Consider the following 18,287-nt stretch of genomic DNA (forward strand, 5'->3'; position numbering starts at 1 on the left):
GCGTCGCGGATCAGGGGTTGACGGCGAAGTCGGTGATGGCGCCGCTGCTGTTGCCCCACTTGTCGAGCGCGGCCTTGTAGCTGCCGTCGCTCGCCATGGCCTTCAGCGCGTCCGCGATCGCCTGGGCGAAGTCGGTCTCGTCCTTGGGGACGACGAAGCCGTAGGGGGCTGCGTCGTAGATGTCGCCCAGGGCCTCGAGCTGCCCGCCCGTCTGCTTCACGGCATACAGGCCCACGGGCGAGTCCGCGAGCATGGCGTCGGTCTTGCCGGAGATGACGCTCGCGGTGACCTTGCTCTGGTCGGCGTCGATGACCTGCTTGATGGCCGGCTTGCCCGCGTCGGTGCACTTCTTCGAGCGTGCGGTGAGGTCGTCGATCTGGACCGTGCCCTTCTGGACGCCGATGGACAGGCCGCAGGCGTTGGCCGGGTCGACCTTCTTCGGGTTGCCCTTCTTGACCGCCCACTGCGTGCCGGCGTTGAAGTAGCTCACCATGTTGACCTGCTTCTTGCGCTCGTCGTTGATGGTGAACGACGAGACGCCGACGTCGAACTTGCCCGACGTGACGCCGAGGATGATCGTGTCGAACCCGGCGTTGCGGAACTCGGCCTTGAGACCGAGCTTCGCGGCGACCGCGTTGAAGAGGTCGACGTCCATGCCCTGCACGGTCTTGCCGTCATCGGCGAGGAACTCGTTGGGGGCGTAGGAGGCGTCGGAGCCGACGACGATGGTGCCCTTGTCCTTGATCTTCTGCGGGACCTTGGCGGCGAGGGCCGGGTCCACGCCGCCGGAGCTGGAGGACGAGGACGAGGAGGAGCTCGAGCTGCTCGAGGACGAACCGGTGTCGAGGGAGCTGGAGCCGCACGCGCTCAGGGCGAGTCCGGCCGTGGCCAGGCCCGCGACCAGAGCGGCGGCGGGGCGAAGGCGTGAGGTCATGCTGGGGAGGTCCTTCCTCGGGGTATGCCGCGTGGCCGGGACGTGCAACCGACCACACATGTGGGGATAGAGGGCATCCTGCCAGCACCTCCTGCGAACGGCGCCAGTCCTGACCAGATCGTTTCCGTCTCGCATCCGAGAACCTGCGACGCGATGCCGGTCACACTCTCGTCACAAGGGCTGGTGGCCTGCCCGGGGGCTGTGCCACGATGAACTCGCGGGTAACCCCCGCACTCCGCGTTTCTGTGTGGCCACACCCGGCTCCGTCTCGAGACCGCGCGGTTCGATCCGTGCGCGGTGTGCCCCAACGCCCTCCCCTTTTTCCGAGGTGACCTTCCGTGTCCGCGTCTCCGTCGTACCCGTTGTTCGACCCCTCCGCACCGGTCTTCCGTGCGCACGAGGGCGGCAAGCTCGGGGTACACGCCACGCAGCAGCTGCGTGACCGGGCTGACTTGTCCCTGCTCTACACCCCGGGCGTGGCCGACGTGTCGCGCGCCATCGCGGCCGACCCGGCGCTCGCCGCGCGGTACACCTCGCGGTCCAACACCGTCGCGGTCGTCTCCGACGGCACGGCCGTCCTCGGTCTGGGCGACATCGGTCCGCTCGCGGCGATGCCGGTGATGGAGGGCAAGGCTGTCCTGTTCAAGCACTTCGGCGGGGTCGACGCCGTCCCGGTGTGCATGGAGACCGGAACGGTCGACGAGCTGGTCGACGCCATCGCCCGGATCGCGCCGACGTACGGCGGCATCAACCTCGAGGACATCTCGGCGCCGCGGTGCTTCGAGATCGAGCGACGCCTCCAGGAGCGGCTCGACATCCCGGTCTTCCACGACGACCAGCACGGCACCGCGATCGTCGTCCTTGCCGGCCTGATCAACGCCGCCACGGTCGTCGGACGCGAGCTGGCGTCGCTGCGGGTCGTCGTGTCCGGCGCCGGGGCGGCGGGCGTTGCCGTGTCCCGGCTGCTGGCCAGGGCGGGTGTCCAGGACATCGTCGTCTGCGACTCGCGCGGCATCATCTCGCCGGCGCGCACGGACCTCGCCGAGCAGCCGCACAAGCGACGTCTCGCGGCGACCACCAACCCGCGCGCGCTGAGCGGCTCGCTCGGTGACGCCCTCGTCGGTGCCGACGTCTACGTCGGTGTCTCCGGTGGCCAGGTGCCGGAGGCGGAGGTGGCGCGGATGGCACCCGACTGCATCATCTTCGCCCTCGCGAACCCCACGCCCGAGGTGCACCCGGAGGTGGCTGCCCGGTATGCCGCCGTGGTCGCCACGGGCCGGTCGGACTACCCGAACCAGATCAACAACGTGCTCGCGTTCCCGGGCATCTTCCGGGGCGCCCTGGACTCGGGTGCGCCGCGCGTGACCGAGGCGATGAAGCTCGCGGCAGCGCGCGCCATCGCCGACCTGGTGCCCGAGCCGACGGCGGACCAGGTGGTGCCGAGCGTCTTCGAGCAGGGAGTCGCCGACGCCGTCGCTGCCGCCGTCAAGGCCGCGGGCTGAGCTCTGCGCCCGGCTCGGCCCGGGTCGCCCCCACGGCGACCGGCTCTGATTCCAGTTCCTGCGGGCCACCGACACGGCGGCTGCGCCGGGTTTCTCGCTCCCAACCGTCGCCGGAAAGTGCCGCGCACAACGCGATGACCAGTCCCAAGCCCCCCGTGAGAATCGAGGTAAAGACACTGCCGTTGACGAGGGCGATTGTCGGGACGAGCAGGAGGGGGGCTGTGACCTTCAGAGGCAGATGTCTGGATGCGCCGTCCGCAATCCAGAGAAGGAGAACGAGGACGAGCGACTCGATGGTCATGCCCGACCAGCCGAGATTGGCGAAGCCGTCTGCGAAGAAGTTCGCGTTGGCCGTGACCTGCGCATCTCCCGAAAACTGAGCGCCGACAAGGAAGGCGGGCGTCGTGCCGTAGGGATTACTCAGGAAAGGGCTCATAAAACTGTAGGACCATTGCATTTTTGGGGCGCCATCAAAGACGAGCACATGAGCTGCGGTGAGGGTTCCCGGCACCAAGAGCAAGCGGTCAATGAAGAGTTCAGTGAAAAGGATGGCGCCGCCACGCACGTTGTCTATCGCCAGAGCCAGGATTGAACTTGCGGTAACCCCCCAAAGAACCAGGCTTCCTGACAACTGTCGTGAGTACCTGAACATCGCCGCGACTGCAAACAGTGCTGGCACGGACAGAAGCGTCAGCTTGTAGCCGGTGAGGCCGTATATGAGGACCTGTCCTACCGTCCCGGCAGCCATCAGTGACCAGCGGCGGTTGTACATGCCCTTGATGATGAAGAGCGGGTTGATCGCGTTGGCTTGTATGCGTACGAGGTACCCGAGAAGGGCACCCTGCTCAGCCACTTGTTGGCGATAGTCCAGGCGAGTGTCGCGTACGGACGACAAGTCTTGGGCGAAGCTGAAATGGAGCCCCTGAGTCAAACTCAGGTAACTGTAGAATCCGATCGAAATCACTACCGTGATTGCCCAGAGCAGGCTAGGGCGCATCAGAAGGCGGAAGCGGAACACCTTCGGGGATATCCGAGTCAGAACGGCGATGAGAAGAAAATCTGCTGTCACAACGGCCGCGAGGGCTAGTGACCGGTCCTTGGAGATGATGTCTGCGTACTGTGGAACCAAGATGGCCGGAATGGCGACCATGACGTACAGCATCCACAGGACGAAGTCTGACGGGCGTCGCATGTGCCGCGGCAGCGCGAACGACAGAAGTAGGACCATGAGCCCAGCCAAGGCGTACGAGGCCGTGTCCGGCTCTCGGTAACGCGAGCCGAGATACCCGAAAATGGGGGCGATCTTGTGCTGGTAGGTCCAGTGCAGGATCAGGGCATACAGCGCGATGAGTGGGGCGGGACGCAGCGGCGCGAGTGGGTTGCCGTGCATGGCGGTCGAGTATAGGCCAGAGAGCTCACACCTCCGGCTTCATCCGATGGCCACGCCATCACGAGCGGTCGACTCATGGCGCAGCCTCTGCAAGAGGGGCAAGAACTCGGACTCCCAGGTGAGCTCGGCGTCGCCCAGCTCCCGGCACCGAAGGCTCCACTCCTCGATGGAAGGGCGGCCGAGCCGGAGGGCCCGTTCGATGGTCAGCATGGCGTCGGCTATGTCATGCGGCGAGTACGTCGTCGACCATCCTGTGCGAGTGTGGGTAAGGAAGGCCGCCGTTTCGTCCTGTCCAGCCGACAGCACGGGGCGCCCAATCGACACGGCTTCGAGAACCTTGTTCGGCAACGAGGCGTTGTGGGCAAGCGTGGGGTCATAGAGGGCCAGACCCACGTGTGCGCGTGCGTACACCTCGTGGACCGCGCCGCGCGGTACAGGATCGCGCAACTGAAACGTTGTGGCCGCCCCGTACTTCACCGCGAGTTCACGGAGGTAACGGATGTACTCGGGCCTGCCGTAGCCCACAGCCACCACCTTGATGTTCGTCATGCGGTCCTGAACGAGCGCGCAGGCCTCGATCAGCGTTTCGAACCCACGCCCTTCGAACACGCTGCCGACACAGGTGAAGACCACCTCCACCTCACCCCCACGACAGGAGGCTGGTGGCTGGTAGGTGCCTCGGGTGGAGGCCTCGGGCACGTTTCTGATGACGAGATGCAGAGGACGTGAGGTGGCGCCCCGCAGAACGGTGCGGTGGCTTTCGCAGACAGAGACGATCGTGTCCACCCACTTGGCAGACAGGCGAAGGATGGGCAGCTCGAGCGGTCGGAGGATGCGATTCACTGAACCCGCCAGTTGGCCGCTCGCCGGTCTCTCGTCAACGTCGAGAAGAACCCGAGAGCCGTAGCGAACTCGGTGGAGCAAGCCCAGGGGAAGCAACGACAAGCCATTGACGTGCACGACGCTGGCGGGAGTCCTGATGGTCTCTGCCGCGAGCCGCCCCAAGGCAGGTAGGTACGAGCAAGCCAGGTTGCGCCAAGCCACGACCGGCCCCGCAGCGCGAAGGGCGCGTATTCGGACCTGCACCACATTCACCCGACCACTCGTCCAGCGACCGACTTCTCCAGCTGGGGTGCTGCGCCCCGCCGCGGACAATCCGAGATAGGTGGTGAGCATGTCTGCTGCCGCGAAGCTGCGAGCGACCTTGCCGGCCCTGTGGGAGCCGGCGTAGGGAGGCAGGCCGAGGACCAACACCGCCCGTGTGTCGGTTGCGACTGGAGCGTCGGGTGAGGCGGAGACCCGTCGCCGAAGCCGCTGCAGGACCACGCACAAGACGCTAGGCGCGACGTAAGCCCTATGAAACGCGTTGACCTTGGGGTCCTCTGAACTCCTGACGTCGATCTGGACCAAGGGCTAGTCCGCTCGTGGTGCGAGTCGGCGTTGTTGCCCAGCGAGCGATTAGGATCCAACGGGTCTCTGCACCGCAGACAACACGAGTAGGAGCTCATGCAGCATCGTGGCGAAGGGTGGGTCGCCAGCCCCCTCACCAACCGGTCTACAGAAGGCAACTCAGTTCAGTTCGTGCAACAAGCGTGGCGCGGCTAATGGCTCTCTCCCCCTCACGGAGGGGGTTGCTTGCGATCGTTGGCGGAACTGGGGCCGGACAGCTCATCGGCGTCCTGAGCGCCCCGATCATCGGGCGACTGTTCCCACCGGAAGTCTTCGGACCGTTCGCTGTCGTCAATTCGCTGGTCTTCGCCGTGGCTCCCATGGCGGCCCTCAGATACGACTTGGCGATTCCGGTGCCGGACCAGGAGAGCGAGGCGCGGCTGCTGGCGTCGGTGGGCCTTCGCGTTTCGGCGTGGGTCGCGATTCTCGGTACCGTCATCATGCTTCCTCTGCATCATGTCGTCGCGTCGTGGCTGGGGCTGCGGTCCGGCGCCGAGACGCTGTTGTTGTGGGTGCCCTTGGTCGCTGGACTGATCGGAGCGTTCACGACGCTCAACCAGTTCGCCATCCGTCAGAGGCAGTACTCCGCCATCGCCCGCCGGAACCTCCTGCAGGCTGCAGCCACGGTGGTGCTTCAAGTCGGCGCCGGCCTCGTAGGTTTCGGGGCACATGGACTCGCCGCCGCGCTCGCGGCAGGTCAGGCAGTTGGTGTTCTGGCGTTGGCGCACAGCCTCAAGGGATCGCTTCAAAGCCCTGACACTCGACAGAACGCCCGAGATCGCCGAGCCGTCATGTCTCGGTTCCGTTCGTTTCCGCTCTTGCTGGCACCTTCGGGTGTCATCAACAGCCTGGGCCTGCAAGCGCCCGTGCTCCTGGCGTCGTCCCTCTTCGGAGCCAGCGTGGCTGGTTGGCTGGGAATGACACAGCGCGTGCTCGGTCTGCCAGTTGCGCTCTTCGGCCTGACCTTGGCCCAGGTGTTCCTCGGCGAGTTCGGCGCTGCCAAACGGGGTAGGCAGGTCGACCTCCGCAGGCTCTTCGTGCGCACGTCGTTGCGTCTGGGAATGGTCGGAGTGCTCGGCGCCGCAGTGCTGCTTCTGACGGCTCCGCTCTTGTTCGAGGTCTTCTTCAGCGCGCAGTGGCGCAGGTCGGGGGTGTACGCACAGGCCCTCTCTGTTGGTCTGATGTTCCAGATGGTCGCCTCACCGTTGTCCCAAACGATCATTCTCATGCGGCGGAACCACTACCAGGCCATCTGGGACCTGAGTCGACTCCTTCTCTGCTCTGGAAGTGTCTTCTTGGGATACAGGCTTGGACTCGGTGACGTGAAGACAATGTGGTTGTTGGGCGCCGCCACGGGAATCATGTACCTGTTCCTATGGGGGCTTTCCTGGAGAGCGGTGGTGCACGGGACCGTGGAGGACGCGCCCTTGAGGAGTCGTCGAAGCATATGAAGTCTCAGCGCATGCGTCGTCGCTCTCGCAAACGGCTCATCTTGTGGATAGCCACCATTGTCGTGGTGGCTGTCGCGGCCGGCGGCGCCCTGGTTCTGCTCAGCCCAACGCTTCGGTCTCATGGTGTGCCGTTCTCGACACCGTCGGATGCTCCGCCGCGAGCCGCGGGCGCCTTGTCTCAAGGGTTTGGGAGCTACGCCGCGGCCATACACGCTCCCGATGGCACGATAGATGTGGAGCAAACGGTTCGGCGGCTCAGTGCGGTGGGGGCGAACCACTACTACTACCTGATCTGGGACAGGCGCCATCCGGGCGAGAGCCAGCCGTCGAAAGACATCAGTTCCACCGAGTGGACGCAGCTACCGGCCTTCGCCGAGAGGGCGGCCAAAGCCGGTATCTCCATCACCGTCTACCTGGTGCCCCCGTCGGAGTCATCGTCCACCACGTACCGCCCCTTCGGCTGGGACTACCAGAAGTGGTTCAGCGCAGTTGGACAAGTTGCGCAAGCGCACCCCAACATCAAGGCGATCGCCCTTGATGACTTTGCGTCCAACACTGTTCTTCGGATCCACGATGCGAATCACCAGCCTTTCCGTCCCGACGATGTGACCGGCATGGTCCGCGCGGCTCGCTCGCATGCGCCGTGGTTGCGCTTCTATGCCGTCATGTACAGCCAAGACCTGGTGTCGCCGACGGCCGTACTCCCCGCCTACAGGAATGTCATCGACGGCGTGATCCTGGCGTTTGCGGGCCCGAAGCAGTACCTGCACGCCGTCCAGAACACGACGGACTCTTCCGGCGCTCTCAGGGAAGCTCGTCGGGCGCGCCAGCTCACCCAATGTCAGTCGTCGGCTGAGTGTCTGCAAGTCGCATTCCCCGACGCGCGGTTCCGCATGCGCCTGCCTCAGGCCGTCAGCCTGGAACGAAGCGTGCGCATCGAGCGCGGCACCACCTCGGTGTTGCGATTTTCGGCTCTGGACGACAGGTCAAGTCCTTCCGTCGCCTCGTACTCCCTCTCAGTCACAATCGACGGTCACCAGGCACCTGTGCAGCGGACGCAGGGTGCGGATGGCTGGACGAACTACACGGCTCAGGTGGTCGCACAATCCAGCGGCTCGGCCAAGCTCCGTCTGACAGTGGACGCGAGAGTCGGCTCTCGAGGCTTCGGCCTGTCCCTAGACGACGTCGAGTTCCGCGCTGGAAGCACGAGCGCCACGCTGCAGCCGAATGGTTGGGATGTGTCTGCCTCCGGGGGCGGACGGGCATCCCTGGTGCGCAAGCTAGACCTCGTCTTCTTGGTCTACTGCGCGCCCTTCGGTCGCGAGGCGGGGATCGCTGGAGCGGCGGATTCACAGTATGTGGCGAGCGTCCTCGATCAGGTGCGCCCTCTGATCGATGAGGGGGCGATCGATGGAGTCGTGGCGTATCGACTCAACCTCTTGGGGAAGTCAGTCAACGGCTACGGGGGTGGGGACCCCGCCTCCTTCGCTGTGGTGCAGCGCTACTTTCGCGGTCTTCGAAACGCCGGATGAAGCGCGCGGGTGACCGCTCCACGACGTGGGACCCGAGTCTTGCGGGCCCATGTCGTATCCAGCTGGTCGTCCCAAGGCTCACGCCGATGAGCACCCACATCAGCTGGTTCCCGATGACGTCGCTCGACAACATGGATCCCGCAAAAGCGGCAGTGAGTAGGGCCAAGAGCAGCGGTGCGTCTGAGGTCTGGCTCCTACGAGCGCGCACGAAGACAACGATGAGAGATGCGACCAGTAGGGCAACGCCGACAAGCCCGGCCTCGGTCAGGGACTCTGCCAAGAGGTTGTGCGGGTACTGCTTGAGGCCTTGCTCGCTGTCGATCGCGTAGTTGGGCAGATAGTTGTACAGATTCCCCCAACCGATGCCCCACGGATGCTGGGAGGCCACCCCCAGAGTGGCCTTGAGCAGGGCTCGGCGTCCGGAGTCGGAGTCGGTGGTGATGCGTGACCCAGCGGAACTGAGCTCAATGAAGGAGTAGGCGACGACGGCGACGGCCACACTGGCGAGGGCTACGCGAGCCACACGCGGAAGATCCCTGGACGCAAGCAGGAGAACAATGCAGCCGACGACCGTTGCGGAGGCAGGACCTCGGCTCCCGGTGGCGACGAGTCCGACGGCCATGCAGCCCAGGAGGGCGCCCATGGACAACCTCAGAGTCCACTTGGAAGCCCTCAGCATCAGCCAGGTGGTGCAGATGGCAGCCACCCCCAGCTCCCGACCAGCGCCAATGGCGTTGACGCCGTCCGGTGTGCGCCGTCCCAGCGCCAACTCGTCGGCAGCCGGATGTAGCAACTGACCGGCCAGGATGAACACTGCGCCCAGTATGAGCGCGCTGCTCAGTCCGACACCGATGCTGCGACCTCCGACAGACCAGTATGCGATCACGAGGCTGGCCAGGACGACGGCCACGATGGCTGTCCGCTTGTCGTGCGCGCTCGCGTTCAGGGCAGGGAACAGAAAGCCCGGGCAGAACGACAGGCACACCAGTACAAGCGCCCCGACACCCCGTGGATCCTTCTTCACTCGCTTTCGCAGGACTGCTAGCAGCACCAGGCAGACCAGGGCGATGACTGTCAGGTTTGCCTTCGGAAAGTCCCGCAGCCACATGCCATGAACGAGGTTGCCGACCGCCAAGATGCCCAGTAGCCCACCAACCACGAGGTCCCGGCGCCCTGATCCCGGAGCGCCTGCGGAAGTCGGACGCGCAGGGCCGGCCGGGCGCACCGAAGCGGTCGGGGCCGCTCCTCGACTCCACCCGTCCCTACGGCTAGCTCTCGTCATTCGACCCGTTCTGGACGTTTCAGGCGGGGTAGCGCGCTAAACCGTTGAGCGCCGTTCGGGCGATGCCGTCCCCGGCCAGCCATCCGTTGGCGTCACGCCTGTCGCGACGGGCCGATGATCCGAAGTCGAAGGTCGTCAGGGTCTCTCTCAGCGCCGCCGGAAGGGTTGGGACCGGCGTGCCCGGGCCGAAGTAGGTGCCCGAGCCGGGGCGGATCAGGTGCCCGACCCACTCGTTCTGCGGCAGGCACACCGCCAGGCCGGTTCCCATGGCCTGCTGGATGGTCACCGCGGGGAGGGCCGGCCACACGCCGACATCGGCCACGTTGAAGAGCCTGTTGAGGCCCTCCGCGTCCTGGAAGCCGAGGAACGTGGCCCGGCTGCGCAGTGCCTCCGGAACCCGCCGCTGAAGTGACGTGCTGTAGTCACCGCCGTCGTCACCCACGACGAGCAGCCGGACCTCGGGCTGCTGCTCGGCGATCTCGGTGAAGGCGTCGACGAGCAGCTCCAGACGCTTGTAGGGAACCAGCTTGCCCGCGGTCATGACGACACGCTCGTGCGGCTGGAAGCCGAGCTCGGCGCGTCCGCTCTCGCGCAGCTCCTCGGACTGGAAGTACGTGTTCGAGTCGTACGCGAGCGGCAGGAGGGCCGTCTGGCATCCCTTCTGGAACGGCGCCAGACGGTGCAGGGTCTCGGGCGTGTACCCGAACACCACGTCGCTGCGCCGGTTGACGAGGCGGTACACCTGACCCTTGGTGACGGCGAAGACGACCCACTTGAGCCGCTGCTTCCACCCGGAGAGGCCGGACCACATCGCGCTGTTGTCGCCGTAGAGAACGATGCGCCGCTCGGACTTGGGCACGAAGGCCCCGGCCGCAGACAGGCCCTGGCCCGGCATGACCTGGACCAGGAGGTCGAAGTCGCGCTCGCGCAGCAGCCGCCGTACGTCGCGCGACCAGACCATCGACCGCCGCTCCTGCGACGGCAGGCGGGTGACCGTCACGCCGCGCTCGGTGGACGAGCCCGGCGCGTACGTCCGCTCGACCCCGAGGCGCTCGAGGTGCGCGTCGCTGAAGATGGGGCTGACGCGGTCCGAGGCGATCACCTCGACCTCCGCGAGCGGCTCGAGGGCCTTGACCAGGGCAGTCTCCTGGTAGCCGCTGAACCAGTCGAAGTAGCCGACGAGGACCCCGACCCTGGGTCGGGTCACGACTCGCTCCCCGTCTGCGCCTCGGCGAAGGAGGGGCGTATGCCCCCGCGGTCGAGGACCGCCCGGTGCTGCTCGCGGTCGGCATCGGAGAAGCGGTCCCGGATCTTGCGGGCCGGGACACCTCCCCAGATCTCGTACTCCGGGATGTCCTTGGTCACGACGGACCCAGCGGCCACGATCGCTCCCTCGCCGATGGTCACGCCGCGCATGACGATGGTGCCGTAGCCCAGCCACGCGTCCCGGCCGATGACGGTCCGGGTCTGGCGGGGCCGGCCGGTGAACTGGATCGGCGTGCCCACACGGTCGGACACGTGGTCGTCGCCGACGACGGCGACCCGCGGCGCGAACATGGTGTAGGCGCCGATCTCGGTCATCGCGCCGATCCAGCACTCGTTGCCGACGAAGACGTACTCGTGCGCGACCAGGTCGCGGGAGACGTTGCTCGTGGGGTGGATCGAGGCCGTCGGGTGGACGCCGCTCAGCCCCTTGCGCGCGATCACTCCTCGGTTCCGAGCCTGCCGCAGCGCGCGGTAGAGGGGCCCGGACCGGGAGAGCCGCCTGCTCATCGCCGGATCCCTGCCCAGGCGTGGTGGCGACGGTGCGTGGAGAGGATGAACCGCACGGCGCGCTCGGAGCAGTTGTCGATCGCGTAGTCGGTCGGCACGTGCTGGCCGGCACTGCCGTCACGGACGACGACCTCGATGCCCTCGACGACGTTCTGCGGGTCCAGGCCGGTCATGATGATGGAACCGGTGTCGAGGGCCTCGGGCCGCTCGATGGAGTCGCGCAGGGTCACTGCAGGGAAGCCGAGGACCGAGGACTCCTCGCTGATCGTGCCGCTGTCGGACAGCACGCACAGGGCGTCCTGCTGCAGCCGGACGTAGTCGATGAAGCCGAGCGGCTTGTGGAAGCGGATGCCCTCGGGGAGCTCTCGCCCGAGCTGCTCGAGCCGCTTGTGCGTGCGCGGGTGCGTCGAGACGAGGACGGGGACCTCGAACCGCTCGTGGGCCGCGACCAGGCAGTCGAGCAGCTGGTACAGCCGCTCCGGCCGGTCGACGTTCTCCTCACGGTGTGCCGACACGAGCAGGTACTGCTGCGGCGACAGCCCCAGCGTGTCGAGCACCGTGCTGGCGGCGAACTGGTCGAGGTGGTGCAGCAGCACCTCCTTCATCGGCGAACCCGTCAGCAGGATCCGACGCGGGTGCAGGCCCTCGGCGAGCAGGTTGCGTCGCGCGTGCTCGGTGTAGACGAGGTTGAAGTCGGCCACGTGGTCGACGAGGCGGCGGTTCGTCTCCTCCGGGACGTTCTCGTCGAAGCAGCGGTTGCCGGCCTCCATGTGGTACACGGGAATCCGCATCCGCTTGGCCATGACGGCCGCGATGCAGCTGTTCGTGTCGCCCAGGACGAGGACGGCGTCCGGCTGTTCCGCCAGCAGGACCTCCTCGGCCTTGATGAGCGTCTCGCCCAGGACGCGGCCGAGGCTGCTCGTGTCGACCTCGAGGAAGTGGTCGGGCTTCCGGATGCCCAGCTCGTCGAAGAAGATGCCGTTGAGCTCGTAGTCGTAGTTCTGCCCGGTGTGGACGAGCACGTGGTCGACGGTCTCGTCGAGACGGGACATCACCCGGGACAGCCGGATGATCTCCGGTCGCGTCCCGACGATGGTCATCACCTTGGTCATGGGGTTGGGTCCAGCCTCTTCTCGTAGCGGTTCATGCGGCGCCCCTGGGCCGTGGCGAAGGTGTCTGCCAGGTGCCAGCCGCGGGCGCGGTAGAACGCGTTGACTGCGTCGTTGCCGTCGGCGTCGGTGGTCAGGTACGCGGCGCTCGCACCCTGTTGCGCGGCGCGTGCCTCCCACGCGGCGAGGAGGTCGCGGCCCACGCCCTGTCCCTGGAGCCCCGGGTCGACGCAGACCGAGCTCAGCAGGGCGCCCTCCACCCGGCTCCCGGCTTCGCCGCGGTACCGCACGGCGTTGAGCAGCCGGGGAGCGGCGGCCGGCCGGCGGAGCACGGCAGCGGCGGAGGCCAGGGCGAACCCGAGCCACCGTCGGCGCAGCAGGCGAAGGAAGAAGCCGGAGGGCTCCGTGGTGCCGACGACCGCTCCGACAGGCGCACCGTCAGCTGACCGCGCGACGACGGTCACGGCCGTCGGGTCGGACAGGAACCCCCGGTAGAACTGCACCAGGAAGCGCTCGCCCAGGCTGCTGAGGAAGAAGGTGGGGAAGGCGCGCTTGTGCAGGGCCGCGATGGCCTCGACGTCGGAGGCCCCCAGCGGGGCGATCGTGTGCTGAGCGGTCACGGGCGGGACCCCGCGGCGTCCAGGAGCAGCCCCTCGATGCGGCGGACACCCTCGTCCACGGAGAAGGTGTGCTCGTAGTAGGAGCGGGCCTTGGCGCCGAGCTCCCGCAGGCCGTCCCGCCCCGGACGGCACGCGGCCTCGATGGTGGCGGCGATGGCGGCCGGTGCCAGGTCCTCCGTGACGAAGGCGGCGCCGGAGTCGCGGGCCACGTCGGCGACGTCACCCGTGGCCGCGACGAGCAGGGGCTTGCCGGCGGCCAGGTTGGCCTGGGTCTTGCTGGGCATGGTCACGCTGCTGAGGGGGTGCGGTCGCAGGCCGATGTAGGCCAGGTCGGCCGCAGCCGTCAGGGCCGTCATCCGCTCCGACGGGACTCGGCCCAGAAAGCGCAGGTTGGTGAGGGACAGCTCGTCCGCGCGACGCCGCAGCGACTCCTCGGCGGTGCCCGACCCGGCGACGAGGCACACGAACCGGGGGTCGCGCACCAGCGCACAGGCCTCCACGAGCGACTCCAGCCCCTGCGCCTCCCCGAGCGCACCGGCATACAGGAGCACGACCTGGTCCGCATCCACGCCGAGCTCCGGCCGCAGGCTGTCGGGTGCCGGGCGGAAGAGCGACTCGTCGGCCCACATGGGGACGTAGGCGAGCTTGTCCCGCGGCACCCCGCGGTCCTGCAGCACCGAGCCGACCCCGGGGGAGATGTACGCGACGGAGGCGGCCGTGCGGTACATCCGGTTGCACCACGCGTGCAGGACTCGCTGGGCCAGCCCACCGGCGGCGTCGTCGCGCCCGAAGCCCCCGGCCAGCACGGTGTCGGGCCACAGGTCGAGGACGTGGACGACGCTGGGGACGCGGTGCAGGAGCTGGTTGGTCCACATGGGCCACGCCGTCGTGATGGGGGAGTAGTTCACCCAGACCGCGTCGACCTGGCGCAGCGCGCCGACGCCGAGCGTCGCGGCACTCAGCCCGAAGGAGGCGTAGTTGGCGAAGCGGCGGACAGCAGAGGCGTCGTGGCTGGCATAGAGCGCGGTGCGCCGGATGTCGACGCCGTCCCGGTGCTCGTCCGTGCGGGGACGGACACGGTAGCCGTCGGCGATGGTGCCGCTGGGGTAGTTGGGGAAGCCGGTGAGGACCTGGACCTCGTGCCCACGGGCGACCAGCCCCCGCGCCAGCACTCCCGGAAGTGCAGCAGGACCCGGCTCGGGGTCGAACCACTGGGTGAGCAGGCCGATCCGCATCTGCGAACTTCCTCCCACACCACCCGCTCGACGCTGGGCGCAACTTGCCCGGTTTCGACCCACACTCTACAAGGGGCAGGTATGCGCCCCGACCACCGACGCACCGGGCACAATGGGGCGCGTGACCGCCTCTGACGACTTCATCCCCTTCGCCCTTCCCGACATCGGTGACGCGGAGATCGACGCGGTCGTGGAGTCGATGCGCTCCGGGTGGCTCACGACCGGCCCGCGGGCCGCGGCCTTCGAGCGTGAGTTCGCCGACTACCTCGGCGGAGGGGTCACCGCTGTCGCCCTCAACTCCGCGACCGCGGGTCTGCACCTGGCGCTCGAGGCCCTGGGCATCGGCCCCGGCGACGAGGTGCTGGTGCCGACGTGGACGTTCACCGCGACCGCGGAGGTCGTGCGCTACCTGGGGGCCGACCCGGTCGTCGTTGACGTCGACCCGCAGACCCTGAACATGGACCTCGCCGCGGCCGAGGCGGCCGTCACGCCGCGCACCAGGGCGATCATGCCGGTGCACTTCGCCGGGCTGCCCGTCCCGACCACGGCGATACAGGAGCTGGCCCGGCGCCACGGGCTCCGGGTGGTGGAGGACGCGGCCCACGCCCTGCCCGCACGCTCCGAGGGCGTCACGGTGGGGACGTCGACCAGCGAGGCGACGGTGTTCAGCTTCTACGCCACGAAGACCATGACGACCGGGGAGGGCGGCATGGTCGTCACCCGGGACGAGGACCTCGCCGCGCGCATCCGCACCATGCGCCTGCACGGCATCAGCCGCGACATCTTCGACCGATACCGCAGCACGCTCCCGTCGTGGCACTACGAGGTGGTCGCCCCCGGTTTCAAGTACAACCTCACCGACCCCGCGGCGGCCATGGGCCGCGTCCAGCTGGGCCGGTCTGACGCCATGGGGGCGCGCCGCGCCGACATCGCGGGGCGCTACGCCGACGCCTTCGACGGTCTGCCCGTGGAGCTGCCCGCCGAGGCGTCCGAGGGCGACCTGCACGCGTGGCACCTGTTCGTGCTCCGGCTCACGCAGGACGCCCCGGTCGACCGGGACGAGTTCGTCAGCCGCATGGCCCAGGAGGGCGTCGGCTGCAGTGTGCACTTCATCCCGCTGCACATGCAGCCGTACTGGCGCGACCGCTACGACCTGCGTCCGGAGCAGTTCCCGGTCGCGACCGAGGCGTTCAGCCGCGTCGTGAGCCTGCCCATCTTCTCGAGCATGACCGACGAGCAGGTGGAGCGCGTCGCGCAGACCGTGCGCAAGGTGCTGGTGTGAAGCGCGCCTTCGACGTCGCGGTGGCGGGACTGGTCCTGTTGCTGCTCTGGCCGGTCATGGTGCTCCTCGCCGTCCTGATCCGTGCCACGAGCCCCGGTCCTGCGTTCTTCCGCCAGGAGCGCGTGGGCCTGCACGGCGAGCTGTTCCGCATCCACAAGTTCCGCACGCTGCGGACCGGCCCCGCGGGGACGATGATCAGCCCCACCGGAGACCCCCGCATCACGCGGGTGGGCGCCGTCCTGCGGCGCACGAAGCTCGACGAGCTGCCCCAGCTGCTCGACGTGCTCGCGGGGACGATGAGCCTCGTCGGGCCCCGCCCAGAGGTCCCCGCGTATGCCGCCCTGTGGCCGGCCGAGTACCGCGACGTCATCCTCTCGGTGCGGCCCGGCATCACCGACCCGGCCAGCGTCGCCTTCCGCGACGAGCCCGAGCGGCTCGCCGCCGTTGCGGACCCCGAAGCCTACTACGTCTCCGTCCTGCTGCCGGAGAAGGCCCGCATGTATGCCGAGTACGTCCGTGGGCAGAGCTTCCTCGGCGACCTCGTGGTGCTGGGACGGACGGCGCGCGCCGTCGCCGTCGGCTAGGCCTCCGCCGGCACCGCGCCGACGGGCTCCCAGAACGTGTCGGGGTGCTCCGGGTCGAACAGCGAGTGGGTCCAGAACAGGGTCGTCAGCTCGGTGCCGCCGGTGTTGGTGATGTTGTGCACCCACATGGTCGGCATGTCCACCACCGCCGGGTTGTCGCCGCTGACGTCGAACGACACGACCTCGTCCGTGCACACCCGGCGCAGGGAGATGCGCGCCCGGCCGCTGAGGACGACGAAGCGCTCGACCTTCCCGAGGTGGAAATGCTCGCCGCGCGTGATGCCGGGCTTCGTCGTCGAGACGAAGGTCTGCCCCTGCCCGCCGTGCGCCCGGACGGTCTCCACGAGGCGTCCTCGGTCGTCCGAGTGCGCCGTGAGGGCAATGGGGTAGTGCCCGGGGAAGAGCGCGGCGCGGTAGGTGTTGAACAGGTCAACCCGCAGGGCGGTGTCGAGCGCGGGGATGTCACCGGTGGCATACAGGCCGTGGAACTCGCGCAGCAGCTCCCAGACCTCGAGGACGCTGGTGGGCGTGCCCTGGGGCTGCATCCGGCCAGGGGGCGCGGTGAGGCCCTCGAGCAGGGACTCTGCGGCCCGCTGGGCGTGCAGGAGGTCGACCGGCCGGTCCTGGATGGACGGCTCGTTGCCGTCGATGGCGGCCTGGACGAAGGTCGCGACGAACGAGTTGTAGGACGGGCGGCCGTGCTCGCCGAAGAGGTTGGGCAGCATCACGTCGACGAACGTGCTGCCGGTGTCGGCACAGGCCGCGGCCAGGACCTCGGCTGCCTGCTGCTTGCCGCTGCCGTACGGCGTGCCGTTGCCGCTCTGGATCGAGTTGGCGTTGACGACCTGCACGGGTCGGCCGGCTCCGCGGAGGGCGGTGGCCAGATCCTCGGCGAGTCGGACGTTGCCCAGCCGGACCTGCTCCGGGTCGTCCGCGCGGTTGACGCCGGCGATGTGGACCACGGCGTCGGCGGAACGCACCTGGTCCGCCAGCGAGCCCCAGCTCTCCCGCGTCACCGGGAGGATTTCGTGGTCGGTGAGGGCGCGCAGCCGGGCCAGGGTGTGCCAGCCGAGGAACCCGCCGGCGCCCGTGACCAGGACCTTCACGAGCGGACCCCGGCGAGCAGGGTCTGGATCTCGGGCAGCTTGAGCAGCAGCTGCTTGGTCTGCTCGACGTCCATCCGGTCGGTGTTCTCCGAGGTGTAGTCCTCGACGGCCACGGCGTCGCGCTCGCCCTCCTCGAAGTACAGCTCGTACTCGAGCGAGCGCGCGTCCAGCGGGACGCGGTAGTAGTCGCCCTGGTCGCTGGACTTCAGCATCTCCTCGCGGCTGAGGAGCGTCTCGTGCAGCTTCTCGCCGTGCCGCGTGCCGATGACGCGGATCTCCGGGTCGTCGACGCCCAGCAGCGACGCCACGGCGCGCGCGAGCACGTCGACCGTCGACGCGGGGGCCTTGCGGACGAACAGGTCACCAGGCTCCGCGTGGGTGAACGCGTGCTCCACCAGGTCGACCGACTCCTGCAGCGACATGAGGAAGCGGGTCATGCTCCGCTCGGTCACCGTCAGCGGCTTGCCCTGCTGGATCTGCTGCACGAAAAGGGGGATGACCGAGCCGCGGGAGTACATCACGTTGCCGTACCGGGTCACCGAGACCGTGGTCTTGGAGTGCGGGTTGTTCCGGGCGAACGCCTGCGCCGTCTTCTCCATGAGCGCCTTGCTCATGCCCATGGCGTTGACCGGGTAGACCGCCTTGTCGGTGCTGAGGCACACAACCGAGCGGACGCCGACGCGAGCCGCCGCCTCGATGACGTTGTGGCTGCCCGTGACGTTGGTCTTCACCGCCTGCTCGGGGAAGAACTCACAGGACGGCACCTGCTTGAGGGCCGCAGCGTGGAACACGAAGTCGGTGTCGACGAAGGCGGACCGGACACTGTCGTAGTCGCGGACGTCCCCGAGGAAGAAGCGGAGCCTCGAGTCCGAGAAGCGCTTGCGCATCTCGTCCTGCTTGGCCTCGTCCCGGCTGAGGATGTGGATCGTCTCCACGCCCTGGTCCAGCAGGTGTGAGGCCATGGTGGAGCCGAAGGAGCCGGTCCCGCCGGTGATGGCGACGGTGGCGCCCTGCATGCTTGTCATTGGATCCCGGTCC

The 18,287-nt window shown here is 68.0% G+C and carries 16 protein-coding genes; 5 read left to right on the plus strand and 11 right to left on the minus strand.

Annotated features, from left to right (window positions below; translation table 11 throughout):
* Positions 1–10: 10 nt before the first annotated feature.
* On the minus strand, positions 11–934 hold the full coding sequence (locus J2X64_RS12655; protein ID WP_310154862.1) for an ABC transporter substrate-binding protein: 924 nt from the start codon (positions 932–934) through the stop codon (positions 11–13).
* 338 nt (positions 935–1,272) lie between these two features.
* On the opposite strand from J2X64_RS12655, the gene J2X64_RS12660 reads away from it, so the two are divergent.
* Entirely contained in the window at positions 1,273–2,436 is a 1,164-nt protein-coding gene (locus J2X64_RS12660; protein WP_310154864.1) for an NADP-dependent malic enzyme, read from the plus strand.
* Here the strand turns inward: J2X64_RS12660 and J2X64_RS12665 are convergent.
* Both J2X64_RS12665 and J2X64_RS12670 read right to left on the minus strand, forming a co-directional pair.
* Positions 2,420–3,826, minus strand: coding sequence for a hypothetical protein (locus J2X64_RS12665; protein WP_310154866.1), 1,407 nt, complete (start codon positions 3,824–3,826; stop codon positions 2,420–2,422). The two genes, J2X64_RS12660 and J2X64_RS12665, sit on opposite strands and share 17 nt — an antisense overlap.
* A 39-nt stretch (positions 3,827–3,865) precedes the next feature.
* Complete coding sequence (locus J2X64_RS12670) at positions 3,866–5,152, minus strand: glycosyltransferase (RefSeq protein WP_310154868.1); 1,287 nt, start codon at positions 5,150–5,152, stop codon at positions 3,866–3,868.
* A 278-nt stretch (positions 5,153–5,430) separates the two neighbouring features.
* On the opposite strand from J2X64_RS12670, the gene J2X64_RS12675 reads away from it, so the two are divergent.
* Both J2X64_RS12675 and J2X64_RS12680 read left to right on the plus strand, forming a co-directional pair.
* On the plus strand, positions 5,431–6,726 hold the full coding sequence (locus J2X64_RS12675; RefSeq protein ID WP_310154870.1) for a lipopolysaccharide biosynthesis protein: 1,296 nt from the start codon (positions 5,431–5,433) through the stop codon (positions 6,724–6,726).
* A 65-nt stretch (positions 6,727–6,791) separates the two neighbouring features.
* A complete protein-coding gene (locus tag J2X64_RS12680) occupies positions 6,792–8,258 on the plus strand; it encodes a hypothetical protein (RefSeq protein WP_310154873.1) in 1,467 nt (488 codons plus the stop codon).
* On the opposite strand, the gene J2X64_RS12685 is transcribed toward J2X64_RS12680, so the two are convergent.
* From J2X64_RS12685 to J2X64_RS12710, 6 genes are all read right to left on the minus strand, one after another.
* On the minus strand, positions 8,179–9,393 hold the full coding sequence (locus J2X64_RS12685; protein WP_310154876.1) for an O-antigen ligase family protein: 1,215 nt from the start codon (positions 9,391–9,393) through the stop codon (positions 8,179–8,181). The genes J2X64_RS12680 and J2X64_RS12685 overlap by 80 nt on opposite strands.
* Before the next feature lie 166 nt (positions 9,394–9,559).
* Positions 9,560–10,747 carry a glycosyltransferase gene (locus J2X64_RS12690; RefSeq protein WP_310154878.1) on the minus strand — a complete coding sequence of 396 codons (1,188 nt, stop codon included), beginning with the start codon at positions 10,745–10,747 and terminating at the stop codon, positions 9,560–9,562.
* On the minus strand, positions 10,744–11,313 hold the full coding sequence (locus J2X64_RS12695; RefSeq protein WP_310154881.1) for a CatB-related O-acetyltransferase: 570 nt from the start codon (positions 11,311–11,313) through the stop codon (positions 10,744–10,746). Before J2X64_RS12695 ends, J2X64_RS12690 begins: the two co-directional genes overlap by 4 nt.
* Positions 11,310–12,425, minus strand: coding sequence for a non-hydrolyzing UDP-N-acetylglucosamine 2-epimerase (gene wecB, locus J2X64_RS12700; RefSeq protein WP_310154884.1), 1,116 nt, complete (start codon positions 12,423–12,425; stop codon positions 11,310–11,312). The genes J2X64_RS12695 and wecB overlap by 4 nt, the downstream gene beginning before the upstream one ends.
* Entirely contained in the window at positions 12,422–13,042 is a 621-nt protein-coding gene (locus J2X64_RS12705; protein WP_310154888.1) for a GNAT family N-acetyltransferase, read from the minus strand. The genes wecB and J2X64_RS12705 overlap by 4 nt, the downstream gene beginning before the upstream one ends.
* Positions 13,039–14,277, minus strand: a complete 1,239-nt coding sequence (locus tag J2X64_RS12710; RefSeq protein WP_310154891.1) for a glycosyltransferase family 4 protein — start codon at positions 14,275–14,277, stop codon at positions 13,039–13,041. The genes J2X64_RS12705 and J2X64_RS12710 overlap by 4 nt, the downstream gene beginning before the upstream one ends.
* A 121-nt stretch (positions 14,278–14,398) precedes the next feature.
* Here J2X64_RS12710 and J2X64_RS12715 point away from each other — a divergent pair, with 121 nt between their 5' ends.
* Both J2X64_RS12715 and J2X64_RS12720 read left to right on the plus strand, forming a co-directional pair.
* Positions 14,399–15,559: a DegT/DnrJ/EryC1/StrS family aminotransferase gene (locus J2X64_RS12715; protein ID WP_310154894.1), complete on the plus strand. Its 1,161-nt coding sequence runs from the start codon at positions 14,399–14,401 to the stop codon at positions 15,557–15,559.
* Positions 15,556–16,143 (plus strand): sugar transferase, encoded by a 588-nt coding sequence (locus J2X64_RS12720; RefSeq protein WP_310154897.1) that lies wholly within the window; start codon positions 15,556–15,558, stop codon positions 16,141–16,143. The genes J2X64_RS12715 and J2X64_RS12720 overlap by 4 nt, the downstream gene beginning before the upstream one ends.
* Here J2X64_RS12720 and J2X64_RS12725 read toward each other — a convergent pair.
* Both J2X64_RS12725 and J2X64_RS12730 read right to left on the minus strand, forming a co-directional pair.
* Positions 16,140–17,249: an NAD-dependent epimerase/dehydratase family protein gene (locus tag J2X64_RS12725; RefSeq protein WP_310154899.1), complete on the minus strand. Its 1,110-nt coding sequence runs from the start codon at positions 17,247–17,249 to the stop codon at positions 16,140–16,142. The genes J2X64_RS12720 and J2X64_RS12725 overlap by 4 nt on opposite strands.
* Complete coding sequence (locus tag J2X64_RS12730; protein WP_310154902.1) at positions 17,246–18,274, minus strand: polysaccharide biosynthesis protein; 1,029 nt, start codon at positions 18,272–18,274, stop codon at positions 17,246–17,248. Before J2X64_RS12730 ends, J2X64_RS12725 begins: the two co-directional genes overlap by 4 nt.
* Between the last annotated feature and the right edge of the window lie 13 nt (positions 18,275–18,287).

This window comes from Phycicoccus sp. 3266, assembly GCF_031456495.1.
Taxonomy (GTDB): domain Bacteria; phylum Actinomycetota; class Actinomycetes; order Actinomycetales; family Dermatophilaceae; genus Pedococcus.

Bases quoted from the DNA above. Each gene is read 5' to 3' on its own strand.
- J2X64_RS12655 (WP_310154862.1), bottom strand. From the start codon at position 934: ATGACCTCACGCCTTCGCCCCGCCGCCGCTCTGGTCGCGGGCCTGGCC.
- J2X64_RS12665 (WP_310154866.1), bottom strand. From the start codon at position 3,826: ATGCACGGCAACCCACTCGCGCCGCTGCGTCCCGCCCCACTCATCGCG.
- J2X64_RS12675 (WP_310154870.1), top strand. From the start codon at position 5,431: ATGGCTCTCTCCCCCTCACGGAGGGGGTTGCTTGCGATCGTTGGCGGA.
- J2X64_RS12695 (WP_310154881.1), bottom strand. From the start codon at position 11,313: ATGAGCAGGCGGCTCTCCCGGTCCGGGCCCCTCTACCGCGCGCTGCGG.
- wecB (WP_310154884.1), bottom strand. From the start codon at position 12,425: ATGACCAAGGTGATGACCATCGTCGGGACGCGACCGGAGATCATCCGG.
- J2X64_RS12710 (WP_310154891.1), bottom strand. From the start codon at position 14,277: ATGCGGATCGGCCTGCTCACCCAGTGGTTCGACCCCGAGCCGGGTCCT.
- J2X64_RS12730 (WP_310154902.1), bottom strand. From the start codon at position 18,274: ATGACAAGCATGCAGGGCGCCACCGTCGCCATCACCGGCGGGACCGGC.